The sequence below is a fragment of the Priestia sp. P1_B12_1 genome (genome assembly GCF_056406695.1).
Genome location: NZ_JBFTZR010000029.1, coordinates 1 through 20,520 on the forward strand (window position 1 = coordinate 1; position 20,520 = coordinate 20,520).

Genomic DNA, 20,520 nt, shown 5'->3' on the forward strand with positions numbered 1-20,520 from the left:
GCACTTGGTTTGGGACCAAGGGGTCGCAGGTTCGAATCCTGTCTTCCCGACCATTTATGGGGCCTTAGCTCAGCTGGGAGAGCGCCTGCCTTGCACGCAGGAGGTCAGCGGTTCGATCCCGCTAGGCTCCACCATACAGTACACGGAGGAATACCCAAGTCCGGCTGAAGGGATCGGTCTTGAAAACCGACAGGGGTGTTAAAGCCCGCGGGGGTTCGAATCCCTCTTCCTCCGCCATTTTCTATTTTGGTCCCGTGGTGTAGCGGTTAACATGCCTGCCTGTCACGCAGGAGATCGCGGGTTCGATTCCCGTCGGGACCGCCACTTTAAAATATGCGGGTGTAGTTTAGTGGTAAAACCTCAGCCTTCCAAGCTGATGTCGTGAGTTCGATTCTCATCACCCGCTCCAAATCCAAGTAAAGGGCCTATAGCTCAGCTGGTTAGAGCGCACGCCTGATAAGCGTGAGGTCGGTGGTTCGAGTCCACTTAGGCCCATCATGTTTTATAGTAATTGAATTTAACTTATAAATTGATACTGGCCCGTTGGTCAAGCGGTTAAGACACCGCCCTTTCACGGCGGTAACACGGGTTCGAATCCCGTACGGGTCATCAAAAAAGCAGTTTGCAAATGCAAACTGCTTTTTTATTTCTATTAAATAAAATTAGGAGGAGATTGAATAAGAAAAGCGAAATAAGCTGTGGTAGCTTCTGCCGTAGGTTTAGTTATTTAGTTAGCGATTCCATTAGCTCTACCGAATTTAGGAGGTTCTTCTGGATCAGCAGAAGCTGCTGATGTTGAAGGAGACGTAACGGAAAAAGCGTTCTTTGAATCTGCTCAATAGTACAATGTGATGGTACGGGGTCTTTAGAGGATGATTCGAACAAACAGGTGATGACCAAAAAACGGTCAACTTTCATAGACCTTAACCGAATGGACTCTTCTGTAACGAGAAACAATGTTTAAAAATCTCCACCATTTTATGTATTAATAACTTAAAACCTTAAATAAAATATTCTCCTTAATATAAATGCCTTTATAAAAGTTGTGCTAATCTCTTTTCTTAATTGCTGAAAATTTGTATCTAATCCCCCCATTGTGTGTAAAACAAAAGTTAAATTCCTTACAGAGCGTTTCTCTGCACGTTAAAGACATATAATTTAATGTTTTTTATTAATAAATGCTGTAATTAAATAATCTCTGCATAAATTTAGACCTTTCTTCTTATCACATTAATTTAATAGGGAATATAATATCAATTTCCTATGTATTGTTCATGACATAGTTATTTGGCTAATGTTTAAATCACTAAGGAAATACTTCTATACATTTAATAAATATATAAAAGGAAAGTTCGTAAAAGTATACTTTTACGAACTTTCCTTTTATATAAGAAATCTACTGTTTTTATCGTTCGTTTAAGTAAGAAAATTAATTACGAACGTTCTCTTTATCTAATACACTTTTACGAACGTTTTTGGTAGAATAAAAAGAAGATAGACACAAAAGGGAGTATAAAAATGGAAAATAGAAAATTTGGATATATCCGTGTAAGCAGCCGAGATCAAAATGAAGGACGACAACTTCAGTCCATGGAAGAAGTGGGCATTTCTCCTCGAGATATTTTCATGGATAAACAAAGTGGAAAGAATTTCAATCGAGAACAGTACCAATTACTAAAACGAATGATTCGTAAAGGAGATATTCTTTACATTCATTCACTAGATCGTTTTGGTCGTAACAAAGAAGAAATTTTACAAGAGTGGAATGCTATTACGAAAGAAATTGAGGCAGACATTGTTGTCTTGGATATGCCTTTGCTGGATACGACTCAGTATAAGGATAGTTTGGGAACCTTTATTGCAGATTTGGTTCTTCAAATTTTGTCCTGGATGGCGCAAGAAGAACGAGATCGTATTCGTAAACGCCAGCGAGAAGGAATTAATGCTGCGCTGAAGAGTGGTATATCTTTTGGCCGTCCTAAAGCCCAAGTTAGCCAAGATTTTATTGAGGCTTATAACCGTTGGAAACGAAATGAAATTACAGCCGTACAGGCAATGAAGGAAGCGAATGTAAAAAAGACAACGTTTTATAAATTAGTAAAACAACATGAGGATGCAATGAATATGTAAACTGTTTAAGCTAGTTTATGTTTTACCTTTAGAGCTTTGAAATAAATATTATTCTTTGTGTCAAGATATCTTTTATTCCACATTCTTCTATGTACTAATTTATCTATTAACCTCGTATTAAAACAATGAAAAAAGGAAACACTATTTTTAAAAGAGAAATGATAAAGGGGTTAATCGTTTATGGAAAATAATATATCCAACGAAATGAGTCAACTTGAAAAAAATATATCTGATGAAATATTAGCTGAATTGTTTTTAAGTCAAGTAACGAAACAATTCAAAAGAGGTAAAATTCTTGAAGAAATTGATCAGTCCTTAAAGAATAAAGACAAAGAAGCTTTTTTGCGTTTAACGGATGAACTAAAATTTGTATCTTAGTAAATAATTAGAAATAGGAAGTCATTATATAAACAAACCAGACTGAGTATCTTTCATAAGAGGTTAAGAACACAATTATTATGGTTTAGCTTCAATATAAATGGGATAATGAGCAGGAAAATATATTTCTATTAAGATTAGTAAATAAGCAAGCATGCAGCAGATTATAATTGCTCCTGTTACTAAAGCGCAACGAAGAAATTTCTTCATTATTTTATGTCTTTGAAACTTATTAAAGTTAATAATGTTACTCATAAAATCCTCCCTTTCTGGATTGATGGAGACATATTGTAAAAAGAAGATAAAACTATCTTCCTTAAAGATCAAAGGAATAGTTTTATCTTTTAATGTAACACGATCATACGTACTAAGAAATAGTAAGTTGTGAGATGAAGGAGATAATATGTTATAAAAAGTAAACTTATACAAATGAAATAATAAATGCAGCTTTTCGCTAGTTATATAAGCTGGCGATTTTTGTATTTTGAGAATGGAAAGTTGCCTAAGGTTACCCTACCTACTCTTAATGTAGTCTTCTTTATTCCTCAAGCTATTGAACGCGAGTTTTTATGGTTTGCAAAGTAGCTATATTATTTTGGACTGTTAAATTTAATTCATAGTATCCTCTCTCGCTGGATATACATGCATAGTCCCCTGAACATCCAGTTACAAAAAACGAGGTATTAGGAAAGTTAGGATTGATTGTAACTGAGTTAGCAAAAAATTTATGTGCATGATGAGTGAAAATCGCTAAAATTTTGTTCCTTACGTTAGAGGGTATAGCATTAAAAAACATGTTTGTCTGCATTTGAGTCATAACATGATCACCATGTATTTCCGTAGTTATACCTGGAACTCTCAAAGGCCAATGAAAATCAATAATGTAATAATAGTTAGGATCTAAGTTACTTAGCAAGTTTAAGCTATCCTGGCTAAATACCCCGCCTCGACCATTATCTAACCAAACATGACGCACCAACCCTTGTGTTCCAGGAATAACTCTATAGCCAGTTAAATAACGATTGATGTACTGTCGAAATAAAGCTCTACTGTTATTTCTGTTAGTAGCCTCCCAGTTTCCTATAGAAGATCTGAAGGGAATTGATCCTAAAACATTATTTAAAATATTAGTGAACTGTTGGTAATATGTTTCAGCTACTTGTATTGAAGAAGCACCTAAAGCGTGTACATCATCTCCACCAAATATAATATATCGTTTATTACCATTGTTCACTACTCTTTGCAAAAGGGTATTAAACATACTTTGACTGTTTAAAAAACCTACATGACTATCACCTACAACTGCTAAATTAACTGTAGTAGCTAGTGGGAGTCCTGGTTGATTTTGAACGCAGTCATTTTCTCTTTTACCTTTATCGTTCTTAATGATTTTTACCACCCTTTCTGTCTATTGTTCTTGATATATTATTCATTAGATCAAGGAATGCTTGTACGATGATAAAAATGCTTCTTTATTTAAGAGAAGTAAAATAATAAATATTTTCTTTTTAAGCATGTCCAAACTCTTTTTGATTGGTAGCATATTCTGTTAATATAAATACCTTTTTAAAAAGGGGAACATAACATTGCTAACGAATAGTAAACAAAATTTAGAGAAATCTATTCAAAAAAATCAAGATAAAGAGTTCTTACAATACCTTCCACTACAAATTTATAGAGAAATAGCTTTTACAGTCCCTATCCCCCAAGGCATCTCTGACTTACCAGCAACTATTTTCTTTGATATTTCCAAGCAGTTTACTCCAGACCAGGTACAAAAAATTCAAGACACTATTAAAGGTGTATTATTTAACTGGTCGTTGCATTTAACACAAAAATGGAACAATGGATTTAATAATGGTGTATCACAATTGGCTGATTGTACGAACACATATGCGGTGAAAAACTTACAGCCTTTACGTTATTTTGGTGTTAATGTTACAGACGGAAAACAGGCCACAGATTTAGCTATGGAACAATTGACAGAAGTCATTAAAGACAATGGGTTTCGTCGATCCCAAAGAGCTAGGATAGATTGGATATACACCCCTTCTCCCATAACCATACAATTACCACCGACAGTCATTAAGACTCAAACTCCGTTATCTATGATTGTTAATGTATATCAACTCCAACAACCGAATGTAACTGTCGGCCTGCTTATAGGCTCTATGTTTCATGCTTGGCTCCATAGGGACGGTTACGACGACCCTAAAGTTACAAATTATTTTATTTCTGAATGTCCAATGTGCGTTATGAGAAGTTATCAACCTAAAAAGCCCAATGTACCCGATAGTTTATTCTATAAATATTTTAATTAAATCAACTAGTTTAAAAGTAGTGCATGATATATATAAAACGAAAGGTTATAAAACAAACTATTAGCACTTAAAGAATGTTTAAAAAGGAATTTTTTCACCTGTAAATTTACTTTTGCATTTAATATTTTTTACAACTAGTACAATTCATTATTTAATATAGTAGGTAGGTCATAAAAAAGGAGAATTCTATTGAACCTAAAAGAAATTAAGGGATCATACGATATAATTGTTAGCTTAGGCAGTGCTTGTAATCCTGCAATGGAATTAAAACGCTTAAATTTAAGGACATTCTCTGGACCACTAGACTGGAGTGTATCTCTATCACTTTCTGATGTTAATAGGTTACTGAAAAATAAATTCAACAATTTTATGGAACTTGAAAACATGCAACTAACTGATGGAGCGTTTGCATTTGCCAATGATGGGGTCTTAATTGAAGGGGTGCAATCTTATTTAATAGAGGATACTCATTATAATATTATTTCAGTCCACGATTTCCCAATCATTCCACATCAACATTGGAGTGCCACATACACCTCCTATAAAGAAAAACTTACAAATCGAATTAATCGTTTTATAGAAAAAATCACAACTTCTGAATCTGTTTTATTTATTAGATGGGCTGCTACCTATGAGCAATCTTTAGAATTACAAGCAATTTTAGAACAGATTGTTAAAGGTAATTTTAATATTCTTATTCTATGCCCTGAAGAAGGATTCAAAGGTGTAAGTGAAATTAATTGGGGAATTGATAAAGTATGTGCAGTCAAAGTACCGAGACTCCCTAATGACCTGGAAACGTGGAATTATGTTTTAGAAGGTATAACATTAAGTTCTAGAAAACAATAAAATGAAAGCATAAGAAGAGTTTCAAAATAAGAGAAGCAACCTCATACCTATTGGCATTGGAGAGAGGTTGCTTTTTTATGATTCACACTCGTCGAAGAATGAATAACACAGCAAGTAAATAATAATGTTATTTTTACATAATGTAACATAAAAAAATAATATTACAATAAATACTGTGTTTTTATGTATGAGCATATGAATAAAAGGTGCGCTTTTTATTCATCTCCCTGCTTTTGATTTATACGTTTAACGTTGATAAATCAAGGATGTATAAAAAGCTGCATAAAGAAGAAACAAGGCCTCATCTAGAACCCTTCTCCCAAGAGGTTTCTTTTTTGTGATGTCTTCCGGAAAAATTGATTATGTTAACTATGGGTATAATTATAAAATTAAATTATTGTTTTGTAGAGGGGAATCTAGCTCCAGCAAAGTATATTCTGTTGTCTGTTCTAATTCTACCTGGAGTAGTACTAACAACTAAAACTTTTACTCTATCTCCAGCATTTAATTGAAATATGTCATTGATTTCTATGACACCATCAAAACGACTAGATGCCCCAAGAAACTCAACCTCAGCATCTAATAATAAACCATTTACTAAAAAAATAATTCTACTTCATAATCAATATTTGGATTATCTGGCTGAAAGAAGATTGATGCATTAAACGCGTATACACCATTAAACTCAGGTATAAATGTTGAAGTAGCTGCATTATATTCATTATTACCTATATCAAATTGTTCATTTGGAAATGTAACTTTTACAAAAGTATCAGTTTGAGAAATAGGAATAGTAGTATATTAGGATTAGTGGCTCTGAATGCTGAGGGACTTACAAGGTCCTCAGCATTAGCAACAAGTAAAGCATTCATACCTTTAAACGTTGAGAAATTCACTTTTTTGTTGGTTTTTCTATATAATATATTCTCTAATAAAAATAATGTTTGTATACTTGTCATGTTATATGACGAATATCTTGAAACAAATGAACTTTATTTAATTCAATATATGCTAGTGTCTATACAAGGTACTCGTAAGATTTTCAAGAAAATCACTTAAAAATCTCTACTCTTTAACAATAACGATCTTAAATTCCTATTAAGATTATTGAAATATTCTACTCATGCTAGCTTTTTGACACTGTAACGGATTAATAGTTGGAGTACTGTTAGGAAGTATAGGAGCCATGAGATTACCTGTAAGGTTACTGTGGGCTGTATCAATATTTCCTGCAGAATCAATAAAAGGACCCGTAGGATCTATAGATTCAAACATGAATACATTATTAACAGGTTGGTTATTAAGCTGAGTAAACAAAGCATGTCCTGCTTCATGTGCAAATGCAAAAGGAGCACTCAAAGCTCTGTTACTCAATGCAATGGATCCAAAGAGTGTAAATTGAGGTACACCGTTTTCAACTCTAAAATTCTCAATTATTACTCCACCAACACCTATAGGTCGACTATTACCTGAAGGAGATGAAAAATCATTGCCACTTGTGTAAACAACGTATATGCCAGGTTGATTCCCATTCATTTGTTTAACTTGATTGATGAGATTCTCAACAGGTCCTCTAAATGCTTCATTAGTACTTAAATCGGTCGCATCTATTACTGTATTTACTTCGATTATAGGTTGTGAAATAAAGTTTATATTACATTCACCTCCACTATTCCATATCTGATTAGCTGAGGCAATGTCTCGATTAAATCTATTTTGCCGGCCATTACTATCACTGGGGGCAGAACCGGGAGTAAAGATACCATAAACATTAACCGAAGGATCACCCTGAGATTGGACTGAGTAACTATAGTTATATCTGTATTTTCTCTTTCTTGATTTTTTCAATTAATGCACTTCCTTTTATATAATTAGTACAAGTTATGTAATTGCTAATAATTTGCTTGTATGCTTGTCCAATGACAGCACGATTATTTTATTGACTTTGGAAATTATATCCTTTAAAATTAACCAAAAGCAACGTTGCAACTTAAATACGTTGCTTGAAAAGGAGAGCATATGAGCAGGGTTAAAGAAGGTAATCGAAGACTTACATGTGATATTCCAGAAGAGTTACACAAGGAGTTGCGTTTCTTAGCTGTAGAGAATGATACAAGTATTACAAAGTATGTAAAGGCTTTATTAGAAGAGCATGTGAAGAAAGTAAGAAAAAAAAAGTAAACAAAGAAAGGGCACTTCCTCTGTAAAGGAAGCACCCCCATGTAGAATCACATGTATAGACACTTACATTGTAACATGGGTTGCCCTCTAGAAATAGCAGGGTCTTATTATGGATCAAACTGAAAAGTTGTTAATAGGTATTGAGAATATATTGAGTGTAGCTTCCGACTTAGTACACGAAGTAGATCGCCTTAAACGTGTTGAAGAAGAATGCCAAATACTTAAAGAAAAACTTTTTTTAAAACAACTTAGGTCGTCTGAACAAGACATTTTTACTCTTGCACTTGATGGCCATTCAATTACAGAAATGCAAAACATTTTATTCAAAGAAGAGAGCAAAATTAAGAATCAGAGACGCAGCATTCTGCAAAAATTAAACGTTTCTTCGATGAAAGAAGCAATCGATTTTTATAAAAAAACTACCCAAACTTCTTCTCAAAACTTCACGAATTATCATCAAGAAATCTTTCAAAAACTAGTTAAAACTTCATAAAAGTTGAGGGGACGGTGAGTGGACAGTAGGTCAACATTTCCAGAAAGGTGTAAGTTTTGATATCGACACCAGGTCGACATTACGCGCTTTTTTTGCTCTTCAGGTCAACAGTAGGTCGACAGACTGGAAGTTTTCGTGGGGTCACTTTTTTGAGGGTGAAAACGTTGTTTTGCTGGGCTTTGCCCAGCATATCACAGCCATGTGATATCAAAAACCCCTTATGCTCTTCTCTACTCGTACTGGAAATTTTGTACTTTGACAGAAAAGGAGTGATTTCATGGATATCTTTTTACGAAATATTGATCCGGTTGCTATGCAAAAAGTTGATGCACTAGCGAAAGAAAATGGAATGTCTCGTCAACAATTTTTGAAAGAACAATTTGAAGTATTAGCTTTTTTTGATGAGCAAGTAGAAAGAGAAAAAAGATTAGAAGCTATCATTGAACAGAACATCGAAATGATGAAACAATGTGCGATATCAATTGAAAAGATGAATGATATTATCTATGAACTGATGGGAGATGTAGAGGAGTAATGGAAACACAACGACGTATGATTACACTTGATAAAGAAACGGATCAATATATCCAAGATTATATGGCTGAACATAAACTTCGTTTCCCAGGAGAAGCGATTATGGATATCTGTAAAAAGTATCGAGAAGAAAAAAAGAAAGAATGGTCGTTAGATTATATTACGGAAACGGTTAGTGAAAATCTCAATGATGCATTAAAAAGCGAACTAAAAAAGATTCGATTAGGAACAAATAGTGCAGATAAGAATACACAAATTCTTATCGAGTTCATGAATGGATTATATTTTCACCACGGCTATGATGCAATTATGACAACAGATCTATTAGAACTAGAAGTAACTAAACTTGCTAAAAAAGTTGTAAATGAACGTATTGTGAATCAACGACAAAAACGGCTGGATAAGGAATACCCTAAAAGCTAAAATAGCCTTTAAGGCTAGCTAGGTAGGCTTAAGCCTACTTTTCCTTTTAGTAAACGAGGTGAATACAGTTTGATATGTAGTTATTGCGGGACAGAGGTATTAGAAGATAGCTGCTCTTTTTGTGGAGCTACTTTAAATATAAAAAGACCTAAATCAAAAGAATTTGTGGTCTTAGAGGACGTTGAGAGGCCTTTTAATGAACTTGCATGCTTTCATACGTATGATTTGTTAGTTTTGCTGCGTTTGGTACGTAAAGAAAGGACAAAGGCTTATGATTTAATGCTAAGGCTTAAAAAGGATGACAAGAGCCCTCAAATTATTCAAATAACACGTAACTATTTAAAAGACCTATATGAACCTTATACAAAGCGTATGAAGCTTACATGGCTATATTAATTAAATGAGACATAATCCCTTTATCATAAAAAATTGAACTAACTATATATGGGATTTGATACCGCATTTTTTTTAATAAGGTAACCTTTTCTTATATATTAAATGAAAGCTCTCTCTATTGAGAGCTTTCATTTTTATTTCTATAAATCATTTATTTGTTTGATGAAATTAGATTTTATATACTGAAACAGCTCTATATCCAACTCATTGTGCTTTTCTATTTTCTTAATGATATCAATGGGGACTTCGTTGAGCAAAGGGCGAGATTTTGTCACATTCACCTTCTTATATTTAATATTTCCCCATTTGAATTTTTTCTTTAGTAACAGAAGCGATTCGTTAAACATTTCTGTTATTCCTATTGATCCAAATTCCAGCAAGTTTTCTTTCGCTTTCTCTACGCTTAGTTGAGATTTCACCCCGCAAATTTGTTTAGTTTGGCCATTTGTAGCTTGAGGGTCCCAATCAATGTAGTCTTCAAAAGACATATGTTTCATGTTCTCTTCATAATACCCTGGATACGATTTCAAAAAATAATATAATGATATGATACGCTCAACCGGATGACGCATCATACTAAAATAAACATAGGGTTGAGAAAAAAATTCATGTATTCCATAGAAATGATGGCCGGATATAGCTTTTATGTTTTTTTTATCTTCTTCTTTTAATTGGCTAAACTGTTTATTCATCTCTTCTAAAGGAACATGATCGTATATTTCATTTTCAGAGTAGAACTTTTTAAAAATATTATTAAGTGTGGTTCCCCCTGTTTTAGGAATGTGCATAAAGATAACAACTTTTTCATCCATTTGAAATTGCACCTCTCCTCTAATTGCCTATAAGAATATCAGTTCCATAAATGGATTATTGATAAATTTTACGTATCTTTTACAATAAAAATGTTACAAAGACACACATTTCTTTTTAGGAATAATAAACCGTGAATCTTGCGTAGGAATTAAATACCGATCACATAAACAATGAAGAATTTCTAGTGGTCGATATTTATGTTGGACAGAGCAAATCAATCATTGTATATTTGATGAACGCCATCAAGATACCAATAGGCAGTTTCTACGACAGCTATGGTATTTTCATTGGGTACTTGATTCAAATAACGAAAGAAGTATCGTGCTAAGAAAGGCTTCTAGAGGACGTGGTACTCCAGGCGGATAAACCAGAGTTTATGTGTTTAAAAATAGGATGCCGTCAAATGGACAAACTGTACTAGTAAAAGCTGCCACACCTGTAAATTCCCCTTCAAGAACTTATAGAATTGTTTAACAATAATAAATTTCTTCTGGCAACTAAACATAAAATCTTTAAATTTACTATTTATTCATCGAAAATAAACGATAAAAGCAGCAGGATTTTCTGTAATGAACAAAAAACCCTGCTGCTTTTATCGTTTAAGTAACGTATTAACCCCCAAAAATCTTACTCCAGAATCCTTTTGGTTTTGAATCAAGATTTTCTTGGGCGGCCGCGATAAGTTTTTTTGTATCACTAATTTCACGTATGGCACTAGTCAATTTCTCATCGCGTTTTTCTAGATTGTTTTCAATGTATTTGTCTTGGTGGTCTAGTTTTTCTGTAAGTTTCTTTATAAGGCTTCCTTGTTCATCTAGTCGTTGGATAAGCGCTAATTGAAATTGCTCATCTTTTTCAGAGCGATTAAGCAACTCTTGAACTTTTTCTTCAAGGGATTGTACTTTTTTTTCAAGGTTTGATTGAACTTCCACTGTCTCCGGTACAATTTCTCCTTGAAGCCACTGGTTTATCATCTTATAGCTCCAGTTTTGCTCTTGAATTCTTTTTTTTATTTCAGTTAATAAATCGATGTTTTGTTTGTTATAGCGCCTATGTCCGCCTTCTGTTCGTTGAATTTGGAGATTGAATTCTTTTTCATATAAGCGAATAAGATCTACACTTAATCCAGTTAGCTTTACTGTGTCTTTCAAAGTATAGACTACTTCATCTTTATTTTTTTCAAGCATTTTTCTAGTATTCTCCTTTCTGTATAAAAATCTAGATATACTTTGAAGTTGATATATCAGTGTTAATGGCAATTCTAGAATGCGGTTTTGCGAGATATTATTCAAGATTTATATTTCTAGTAAAATTCTATTAATTACTTTATATTCCTGTTTTTTATGTACATTTTTCTTTTTCTTTCGTTAGGCCTTTTATTCTTCCTTTTCAATTCTAGATGAAATCATAAACTTTTCAAGAGTAAAATTGTTTATTTTAAATGTAGATAGATTATATATAAAGTTCAAAAAAAAGCAACTTAAGGATCAACATTAACTGTTAAGAAATATCTTTGTTAACAACTGATTCAGATCTTTTCCTCTCCTAAGGTCCAAAGAAACTAGAGTACCTAGAAAGCTTGATATAAAATAGCTTCAGACGAATCTAGAATGTACTTTCTCTAACTTTAATTCAAGTATTTTGTGTAAGATAATATAAATCCTATATACCTATATCTTCTGGATTTATTACGTTGGTTTAATGGAACTTCTTTTTTGTTTATACAATTCTTATAGAATTATTTTTCGAGTTAAAATTAATCTTAATTTTTTCTAAGTTATTTAAATTTTATAGCAAAAGCTAGAAATACAATGAACCATTGAAAATAAAGAGTTTTTAACGAATCTAGAGTGAACTTCTTCTAGATTTTAGCCGAGAATAATAAATCTAATTAAATTCTAGATCATTTTACAAGAAATTCGTTGTTATACAACCAAGACATGGCCTCGAAATTCTGAATTTGTAATCCTTGAGAAGGTTGTTTCCATCGCAATCCACTTTTTAAAACAGTTAAATTTTAAAAAGTGGATCATTAAGTTCAACTGAAGTTAAACTTAATGATTTTTTCTAAAATTAACTAAGGTGAAAATAAAATTAAGTTTAACTTGTAAAATAAAAATTATTTATATAAAAGATGTTTTGGTAAAAAATAAGTTGAACTTAATATTTTATTTTGTCTTTAGATATCGCTTAAATCGATATAAAGCATGGCGGCTGGACAATCCAAAGTAATAAATAATGTGTTCGTTTGAATATCCACCATGAATTTTGTTAAGTATACAACTGTTTCGAAAGTGAGTAGACCTTACAATTGCTTGTATACCTGAACGTTTGACTTCTCTTTCAATCATACGTTTTGTACCGATTATACTAATCCTTTTAGGTTTATTTAAATTGTAATCATACCAATAAACCATTTTTTGAGGATGAAAAGAAATAAATAACGGATCATTTGTATAATCCTTAGGTCTAAATAATAGAGGGATTGTTAATAGGTAATCATATATGATTTTCTTATCTTGTTTAGAAAGCTCTAAGGTGCGTTTTGATTTGCTTGTGTTTACCGTTAATGTATTCTGTGCAAAGTTAATGTCTTGTATATTTAAAGATACAACTTCGTTAATGGTAAGACCGTAACGAAGCATTAAGATGAACATGGAATGGTTACGCGGACCTATGTATTTATGTATCTGTAATTGAATATCATTTAAATGTTTGTGACTTATAACTGAATCTAAAAGGATTGAAGCATCCGATTCAGTTATAAAATCAGTATCAGTTAATGCTCGTTGTTTTTTTTTTGTTGCTTGTAAAAATCCAATATCATCTGTGAGGCTATAATACTTTAACATGCCATTTAAATGTGATGCTACACGCCTCAGATTAGCTTCTGACAAGTTTTTTTCTTTTAAATAGGTAAAATATTCGTCGTAATATTTCTTGTCTCCTGGCAAAGTTTCTGAAGGGATATTAGGGTGAGATTGATTTAACCATTCAAAAAACTGTTTTAGATCATGCTTGTACATTGATATTGTAGAAGCTTTTTTCTTAGATTCAACTAAATGAGATAAGAAATCTCCAAGTAAAATAAAGTTATTCAAATAAGACACACCCAATCTTTTAGGTAAATTTAATATACTATTATTATAACAAAAATGATTAAACAAGCTTACTAAAATGATTCCTTTTTCTTTATGTATATTAAATTTACCTGGGCTCAAAAAAAAGACGCGTAAAAGCCATCTCTGCAATGCAAGGTTTTACACTTCTTTTTTTTCTATAGCTAATTTCTATTTAAAACTTTACTTTGTAAAAAGTTTTTATACATTTTTTTTAACTCTTTATTTTTAAAATCCTTAACAATTCTTGGTTCTAAGCCTAATTTTTCACGTTTATTATAATCTTCTTCCATATTTCGAATGACTTCTTGTAAGCCTGCTTCTTGGGCTTTTTTTATTTCTTCTTGGGTAGGTTGATCTGAACTTAGAATCAGCATTCTTTTTAATTCTTGAAACTGCAAGAGCTTTTCTTCAAATTCTATTTGAGTTCCATTTTCTTTTAAAAATAATTCTTGCTTCTCTTTTAAAGTTGCATCGTTAAGAATTTGTTCTTTATCTCTAGCTTGTGCTATAAAATCTGGAACTAATTCTTTTTTTGCAGCCTTTTTAGAGTTAATGCGTTTTGATTCCTGTGAGACCTGGGCATAATCTTTTTGAATCGCTTTTACTACGTAGGAATGAGGGTGAGTCACATCTCCTGTAATCAAACGATTTTGCGTGTATCTTATATTTCTTTCTAGGTGGTCTTGTGTAAATTCTGATAAAAGCCACTCTATTTTTTCTGGCTTAACCCCTAAGCCTGCTAAATCATTCTCAAGGCTGTTTGTGTTGTCTTCTAATTTCGAGAAGGATTGATTTAATTCTAGTTTTTTCTCTTGAGTAGAGCTAGAACCATTCAATGCAGGCGAACTGGTAATAATAAATTCTATGGAGGTTACTTTTCTACCAGTTTTTATTTCCACGAATTCAAAGTAGATATCCGTTTTATTATTAATTTCTTTTTGAGCTACTGCTAATACTTTGCTTTTAAAATGACCATACTGTTTATACTTAGTAGGTTCAATAGCTAAAAAATGACGTAATTCTTCAAGAGTGAGTTCCCTTTTTCGCAGACGCTCATATTGCTTAAGCAACTCATATATACGAATGGAATAGACCGAATTGAGTCTCACTACATTCTCTAATTGGTACGATGTGAATTTCTCCTTCAGCTCTAAAAACAGATACTTTAAGCTAGGATGAAACTGTAATGTTATGTACCCTTCGTTTTCTTCATAGATAGACGTGATTACCCAGTTGTAATTTCTTTGTCTGCCTTTTTCTTTTATCGTAAGAATTTTGGTTTGAAGTCCATTTACAATTTCTTTTAGGTACGAATAAAAACCAGTACCTTTCTTATTGCCTACGATTTCGATAAAATCTTTAGCTCGAAACCTATAGGTCTTCAACGTTTCATCATTAGGCTGCACTTTAGATGCCATGATTAAAAGAATTCTTTGCTCTTGTAAAGACAATTTATATGTACTCTCAATGAGGATGTTTGATTTAGTTACCCAATTTTTTATATTTATACTTTCCAGATCATATGGTTGAACGACAGTCGTTTTCTTCATAAAATCCCCCATATTTTTCTAAACTATCACTAAAATATCATAAAAGTGATACTGTGTAAATTGCATGTTAAAGAGTAATCTGTCCTTAGAAATTAAATATCACGCAAAATTAGTGATACTTCATGAGGTTTGTTGACTTTAGAAACCTTACTCATTCTTGATTTATTAAACTCAATCTTCATTTTAATACGCAAAATTGGTGATAGTTGAGGCATGTCTGCATTTTAAACGCAAAATTAGTGATACTTTAAGCACATCTAGATTGTTCACGCAAAATTAGTGATACTTAAGCCATATTTTCATTTTAAACGCAAAATTAGTGATAGTTCGCGCAAAATTAGTGATAGTTTCACGCAAAATTAGTGATAGTTTCACGCAAAATTAGTGATAGTTCACGCAAAATTAGTGATAGTTCGCGCAAAATTAGTGATAGTTTAGGCTTATAAACGTTGTAATATCAGTGTCTATAGACGTTCTAAAACAATAAAACAATAAAACAAATATATAAAACAATATGTAAAACAGTAAAACAACATAAGATAGTAGTTGTTTTACTGTTTTACAACTTTCAAGATTAATAATTAGGTAAAGGGATAAATTTTTAGTGAGTTCTTTAGAATATTAGGAGTATATCCGAACGAAGCAATTTTTAATCATAGTTAAAATACAGAGGTTTTATGAGGAGTTCATGAATTCTTATTGAATTATAAGATTAATAGACGGTATAATAGAGTCACCAAAACAGTGCGGAATATAAAAAGACTCCAACGTGTGCAAGTGGTGCGCCAACACCCTTACACCGTTAACCCTAAAGACACTAGGGAAAACACCTGTCGAAGTCCTAATACATAAATTTAATTACGCCTTTATTTTATCGGATAATTAGATTTATTTCAAGGGCGTAGTCTGTTAAAAAATCCGACATCGTTTTCCTATTTTCTGGGATGCGATGTCTTTTTTTGTTCCTGAAAAGGAGAGTATAGACTAATGTCTACTACGCGTATGCTTACGACGGAAGAATTTGATTATATGAAAAATTATCAAAGTTTCATAGAAAATCGTTCTCAACATCAATCAATGAAACGAAAATTACTTAAAGAAATTATTAAGCTTTATGGAGAAAAATTTTATCGTCTTCACGAAGGAACTAGAAAAGCTTTAGACCGGCTTTGCTGGTTTGCTGCGGAAAAAGGATTTTGCTTTCCTGGTAGTACATATTTAGGTAAAACCTACGAAAAGTCAAAAGGAACAATAGATCGTCATTTAAAAGAACTACGAAAACAAGGACAAATTATTACTGTATATCGTCGCTGCCCTCGTAACAATGGAAAAGGGAATCCAGTACACTTATTTGCAAATCACCCTTATTTTACTCATTGGGTTAAATATTTACAGCTTGATTTAGAAGCTGATGTTGAAGCAGATGTTAAAACAGAAAATGCTGAAATCGCTTGGGAGAGTAAGGGTAAAGAGACAAAAAAACAGTCTACCTATAATTTATCTTTAAAAGATTTAAATAAATATATACGTAATGATGTTAATTTTAAGCTCTTGTCAGATTATGTACCGTCTTTTATTCCAAAAGCTTTTAAAGATACTGTGAGACCTTTTTTTCCTTGTGCAGATGATATTTATGATTTATGGGGGAAAGTTCGACTAGCTTACAAAGCGAGCCGTTTAGAAAAGCCTTTGGAAGATGTAAGTTTTCTTCCTGTTCAAGCGTTTAAAGAGACGGTTTTTGCTTATAAAAGAAATCGTATAAAAACTAATTTTTCAGCTTACTTTTTTGGAACAGTTCGAGGAATATTTGTTATTGAGCGTAGAAAAGAAGTTCAGCGAAACGGGGATAGTAAGCTATTTTATAACTTTTTAGACTCCTAGATTAGAAAACAAATAATATTATTTATACATATTTTAAGTCAGAATGAGTGTTGTTACGATTTAACAACCTAAAAAACTTTATCTTTGTACCCAAAATAAGACGGGTCTATATACACATTTCTATTGGTACTTTACATATACTGTTACGATTTATTTTGTTATCAGAGGTGAGTAAATGCCATATGTTAATCGGTTTTTAACCAATGCTAATGGAGCTGTTACATTCACAGGCAATACTTTTGGCTTAAACAAGCAAGCTAACGCTAATGCTCCTGGAACTGCAGGGTCAATAGGAACTTTTTTTAGTGTAAATCCAAGCTCTATAGATGGATCATTTCCTACGGGAACTACAGCAAATTATCTACAAAACTCTTCTAGTGCAGTTTTAAGGCTCCCATCTACCACTACTCAAATTCTTTATGCAGAATTAATATGGGGTGGAAGCTATCTTTACGGCGGAGAGGATGTTAGCGCAGCCCTGAATAATGCTGTAACTTTTGTTACTCCTACTAGAACAGTTAGTTTGCAGCCAGATACGGCAACACGTTTTACCTTAACAACTTCAAGTTTTTATTATGTGCGCAGTGCAAACGTGACAAATTTGATTTCTCAAGCAGGTACGTATTCAGTACTTGGCGTTCCTGGAACACAAAGTACAACGGAAAATAATGCTAATGCAGCTGGGTGGACACTGGCCGTAGTTTATGCAGATCCTTTACAAAAGTCTAGAAATTTGTCTGTTTTTGTTGGAGCTGAATTAACAAGTTCAGCTACAGGAAGTTCTACAGCAGCGGTAACTGGGTTTGGAACGCCTATTACAGGAACAGTAAATGGAAGATTATTAGTAAGCGCTATTGAAGGGGATTCGGCTATAGTAGGTGATCAACTTCAATTTGGTCCTACGGTTGCGGCTTTACAGCCCGTCTCCGGTCCTAATAATCCAATAAATAATTTTTTCGCTTCTCAGATTAATAACGAAAGTGGTGCATTAGATACAACTGGACAGTTTGGCAGTTTAAATAGTACGCCAGGAGGGAGCTTATCTGGTGCGAGACAGGGATGGGATATTACTAATATTGACGTGTCAGCCCGTTTATCAAATAATCAAACTAGCGCCGTGGTACGAGGGACGACAAATGGAGATACTTACGTTATTAGTGCTTTAGCTCTTCAAGTAGATATTAATGCACCTGTTTTAAATATATCAAAATTTGCTAATGTTACCTCTGCTAGAACAGGAGATATCATTACTTATACAGTTCAAGTAAGTAATACCGGCACAGCTTCAGCTAATGTTCTAATAGCTAAAGATTCATTGTCTTCGGCAACAACATTTATTCCTAATAGTTTACAAATAGATGGTGTTATTCAGACAAATGTAGACATTCGAAATGGTCTGTCACTTGGTACATTAAATATTAATCAAACTCGAGTTTTGACATATCAGGTTAGAGTGGTTGGTCCCCTCACATCCATTTCCACTTTTGGAAATCAAGTTTTCATTGATTACCAATTTGAAAGTACACCAGGAAATGTGTTGACTGGTTCAGGTGCGTCTCCTGTTAATAATGTAACAGCAATAAATACTTCCCCTACAGTTCCAAATTATACTATTACAAATCCCGAGGATACTGTAGCAATTGGAACAGTCATTGGCAGCGATATTGATGGGAATTCTCTGACTTACCGTGTTGGTACGAGGCCGACTAATGGAATAGTAACTGTTAACCCTAATGGGCAGTTTGTCTACACCCCCAATGTAAACTTTAATGGAACGGATCAATTTACAGTTATTGTAGATGATGGTCAAGGAGGAACAGCTACCTCTGTGGTTACCATCATAAATACGCCTGTAAACGATAATCCCGTTACTCAAAACTATGCAGTTATCACTAATGAAGATACCCCTTTAGTTGGTCAGATACAAGCTACAGATGTAGATGGTGACTTACTTACTTTTCAATTACAATCTCCACCAACAAACGGTACAGTTGTAGTAACTAATAGTGGAGCTTACACGTATACCCCCAATTTAAACTTCAACGGAAGTGATCAGTTTACGGTATTGGTCTCAGATGGTCAAGGAGGAACGGCTATTTCGAAGGTGACAGTGACAGTAACACCGGTGAACGATGCACCGACGGTGCCAAACTACACGTTTAGTACGCAAGAAGATAGCCCTGTTGTAGGAGCAGTCGTAGGGACCGACGTGGATGGAAATCCACTTAGCTATCAGCTACAAAATAGACCAACAAACGGAACGGCTGTGGTGAATGCAACTGGGACATTTAGTTATCAGCCCAATCTAAATTTTAATGGGACGGATCAATTTACAGTGTTGGTCTCAGATGGTCAAGGAGGGACGGCGGTTTCAACGGTAACTATCAACGTCATCCCCGTAAATGATCCGCCAATTACGTCTAATGTCAGTTTTACAATTGCGGAAGATAGCACGTTAATTAATCGAGTAGTGGCGGTAGATCCTGACGGAGATCCGTTAACGTTTAGCCTACAAACGGCACCAGGCAACGGAATAGCTGTGGTGAATGCAAATGGGACGTTTAGCTATCAGCCCAATCTAAATTTTAATGGGACGGATCAATTTACAGTGTTGGTATCAGATGGTCAAGGAGGGACGGCGGTTTCAACGGTGACGGTAATCATCACACCAGTGAACGATGCACCGACGGTGCCAAACTACACGTTTAGTACGCAGGAAGACAGCCCCGTAGTAGGAGCGATAGTAGGGACAGATGTGGATGGAAATCCCCTCAGTTATCAGCTGCAAAATAGACCAACAAACGGAACGGCCGTGGTGAACGCGGATGGAACATTTAGCTACCAGCCGAATTTAAATTTTAATGGGACGGATCAGTTCACGGTATTGGTCTCAGACGGTCAGGGAGGAACGGCGGTTTCGACCGTAACCATCAATGTAATTCCGGTAAATGATCCCCCAATTACGTCCAATGTCAGCTTTACGATTGCAGAAGACAGCACGTTAATCAATCAAGTAGTAGCAGTAGATCCCGACGGAGACCCGTTAACGTTTAGCCTGCAAATAGCCCCTGGCAACGGAGTAGCCGTGGTGAATGCAGATGGAACGTTTAGCTACCAGCCGAATTCAAATTTTAACGGGACGGATCAGTTTACGGTATTGGTCTCAGACGGTCAGGGAGGAACGGCGGTTTCGACGGTGACGGTAATCATCACACCAGTGAACGATGCCCCCACGGTGCCAAACTACACGTTTAGTACGCAGGAAGACAGCCCCGTGGTAGGAGCGATAGTAGGGACAGATGTGGATGGAAACCCACTCAGTTATCAGCTTCAAGCTGCGCCTACCAACGGAGTGGCGGGAGTGAACGCGAACGGAACATTTAGCTACCAGCCGAATCTGAATTTTAATGGGACGGATCAGTTTACAGTATTGGTCTCAGATGGCCAGG

General features: G+C 34.1%; 17 protein-coding genes and 6 tRNA genes. 17 read left to right on the plus strand and 6 right to left on the minus strand.

Annotation, left to right across the window (positions count from 1 at the left end; all coding sequences use genetic code 11):
- Window positions 1-58: 58 nt before the first annotated feature.
- The 8 genes from AC1D0Y_RS28260 (at window position 59) to AC1D0Y_RS28295 (ending at window position 2,508) form a co-directional block, all read left to right on the plus strand.
- A tRNA-Ala gene (locus AC1D0Y_RS28260) sits at window positions 59-134 on the plus strand.
- 10 nt (window positions 135-144) lie between these two features.
- Window positions 145-237 (plus strand) — tRNA-Ser (locus AC1D0Y_RS28265).
- Between the two features lie 11 nt (window positions 238-248).
- Window positions 249-324 (plus strand) — tRNA-Asp (locus tag AC1D0Y_RS28270).
- A gap of 11 nt (window positions 325-335) precedes the next feature.
- Window positions 336-409, plus strand: a tRNA-Gly gene (locus tag AC1D0Y_RS28275).
- Between the two features lie 12 nt (window positions 410-421).
- Window positions 422-495, plus strand: a tRNA-Ile gene (locus AC1D0Y_RS28280).
- A gap of 42 nt (window positions 496-537) precedes the next feature.
- A tRNA-Glu gene (locus AC1D0Y_RS28285) sits at window positions 538-609 on the plus strand.
- Between the two features lie 909 nt (window positions 610-1,518).
- A complete protein-coding gene (locus AC1D0Y_RS28290; protein ID WP_014462076.1) occupies window positions 1,519-2,130 on the plus strand; it encodes a recombinase family protein in 612 nt (203 codons plus the stop codon).
- Window positions 2,131-2,310: 180 nt separating this feature from the next.
- Window positions 2,311-2,508 carry an IDEAL domain-containing protein gene (locus AC1D0Y_RS28295; protein WP_477708306.1) on the plus strand — a complete coding sequence of 66 codons (198 nt, stop codon included), beginning with the start codon at window positions 2,311-2,313 and terminating at the stop codon, window positions 2,506-2,508.
- Window positions 2,509-3,058: 550 nt separating this feature from the next.
- Here the strand turns inward: AC1D0Y_RS28295 and AC1D0Y_RS28300 are convergent.
- Window positions 3,059-3,907 carry a hypothetical protein gene (locus AC1D0Y_RS28300; protein WP_014462079.1) on the minus strand — a complete coding sequence of 283 codons (849 nt, stop codon included), beginning with the start codon at window positions 3,905-3,907 and terminating at the stop codon, window positions 3,059-3,061.
- Between the two features lie 187 nt (window positions 3,908-4,094).
- On the opposite strand from AC1D0Y_RS28300, the gene AC1D0Y_RS28305 reads away from it, so the two are divergent.
- Together AC1D0Y_RS28305 and AC1D0Y_RS28310 are read left to right on the plus strand one after the other, a co-directional pair.
- The gene (locus tag AC1D0Y_RS28305; protein ID WP_432232195.1) at window positions 4,095-4,829 is read left to right on the plus strand and encodes a hypothetical protein; all 735 of its coding nucleotides are present in this window, start codon (window positions 4,095-4,097) and stop codon (window positions 4,827-4,829) included.
- A 189-nt stretch (window positions 4,830-5,018) separates the two neighbouring features.
- A complete protein-coding gene (locus AC1D0Y_RS28310; RefSeq protein ID WP_477708307.1) occupies window positions 5,019-5,678 on the plus strand; it encodes a DUF1796 family putative cysteine peptidase in 660 nt (219 codons plus the stop codon).
- A 1,104-nt stretch (window positions 5,679-6,782) separates the two neighbouring features.
- Here AC1D0Y_RS28310 and AC1D0Y_RS28315 read toward each other — a convergent pair.
- Entirely contained in the window at window positions 6,783-7,526 is a 744-nt protein-coding gene (locus AC1D0Y_RS28315; protein ID WP_477708308.1) for a hypothetical protein, read from the minus strand.
- 171 nt (window positions 7,527-7,697) lie between these two features.
- Between AC1D0Y_RS28315 and AC1D0Y_RS28320 the strand changes: the two genes are divergently transcribed.
- The 5 genes from AC1D0Y_RS28320 to AC1D0Y_RS28340 all read left to right on the plus strand — a co-directional run bounded on the left by AC1D0Y_RS28320 (window position 7,698) and on the right by AC1D0Y_RS28340 (window position 9,705).
- Entirely contained in the window at window positions 7,698-7,859 is a 162-nt protein-coding gene (locus tag AC1D0Y_RS28320) for a hypothetical protein (RefSeq protein WP_155916276.1), read from the plus strand.
- Window positions 7,860-7,968: 109 nt separating this feature from the next.
- A complete protein-coding gene (locus AC1D0Y_RS28325) occupies window positions 7,969-8,352 on the plus strand; it encodes a helix-turn-helix domain-containing protein (RefSeq protein WP_154975002.1) in 384 nt (127 codons plus the stop codon).
- 277 nt (window positions 8,353-8,629) lie between these two features.
- Complete coding sequence (locus AC1D0Y_RS28330; protein WP_095380446.1) at window positions 8,630-8,887, plus strand: hypothetical protein; 258 nt, start codon at window positions 8,630-8,632, stop codon at window positions 8,885-8,887.
- On the plus strand, window positions 8,887-9,309 hold the full coding sequence (locus AC1D0Y_RS28335) for a hypothetical protein (protein WP_099000525.1): 423 nt from the start codon (window positions 8,887-8,889) through the stop codon (window positions 9,307-9,309). The genes AC1D0Y_RS28330 and AC1D0Y_RS28335 overlap by 1 nt, the downstream gene beginning before the upstream one ends.
- Before the next feature lie 69 nt (window positions 9,310-9,378).
- Entirely contained in the window at window positions 9,379-9,705 is a 327-nt protein-coding gene (locus AC1D0Y_RS28340) for a hypothetical protein (RefSeq protein WP_406902526.1), read from the plus strand.
- A 140-nt stretch (window positions 9,706-9,845) separates the two neighbouring features.
- Here the strand turns inward: AC1D0Y_RS28340 and AC1D0Y_RS28345 are convergent, their stop codons facing one another.
- From AC1D0Y_RS28345 to AC1D0Y_RS28360, 4 genes are all read right to left on the minus strand, one after another.
- Window positions 9,846-10,517, minus strand: coding sequence for a sulfotransferase family 2 domain-containing protein (locus tag AC1D0Y_RS28345; protein WP_098113945.1), 672 nt, complete (start codon window positions 10,515-10,517; stop codon window positions 9,846-9,848).
- Window positions 10,518-11,129: 612 nt separating this feature from the next.
- Window positions 11,130-11,705, minus strand: coding sequence for a MerR family transcriptional regulator (locus tag AC1D0Y_RS28350; RefSeq protein WP_432232190.1), 576 nt, complete (start codon window positions 11,703-11,705; stop codon window positions 11,130-11,132).
- Window positions 11,706-12,686: 981 nt separating this feature from the next.
- Window positions 12,687-13,619, minus strand: a complete 933-nt coding sequence (locus tag AC1D0Y_RS28355) for a tyrosine-type recombinase/integrase (protein WP_477708309.1) — start codon at window positions 13,617-13,619, stop codon at window positions 12,687-12,689.
- A 182-nt stretch (window positions 13,620-13,801) separates the two neighbouring features.
- Window positions 13,802-15,190, minus strand: coding sequence for a replication initiation protein (locus tag AC1D0Y_RS28360; protein ID WP_098113943.1), 1,389 nt, complete (start codon window positions 15,188-15,190; stop codon window positions 13,802-13,804).
- A gap of 1,029 nt (window positions 15,191-16,219) precedes the next feature.
- On the opposite strand from AC1D0Y_RS28360, the gene AC1D0Y_RS28365 reads away from it, so the two are divergent.
- Window positions 16,220-17,071, plus strand: a complete 852-nt coding sequence (locus AC1D0Y_RS28365; RefSeq protein ID WP_477708310.1) for a transcriptional regulator — start codon at window positions 16,220-16,222, stop codon at window positions 17,069-17,071.
- A gap of 175 nt (window positions 17,072-17,246) precedes the next feature.
- Window positions 17,247-20,520, plus strand: a 3,274-nt coding sequence (locus tag AC1D0Y_RS28370; RefSeq protein ID WP_477708311.1) for a beta strand repeat-containing protein, incomplete at its 3' end; no start/stop codon positions are given.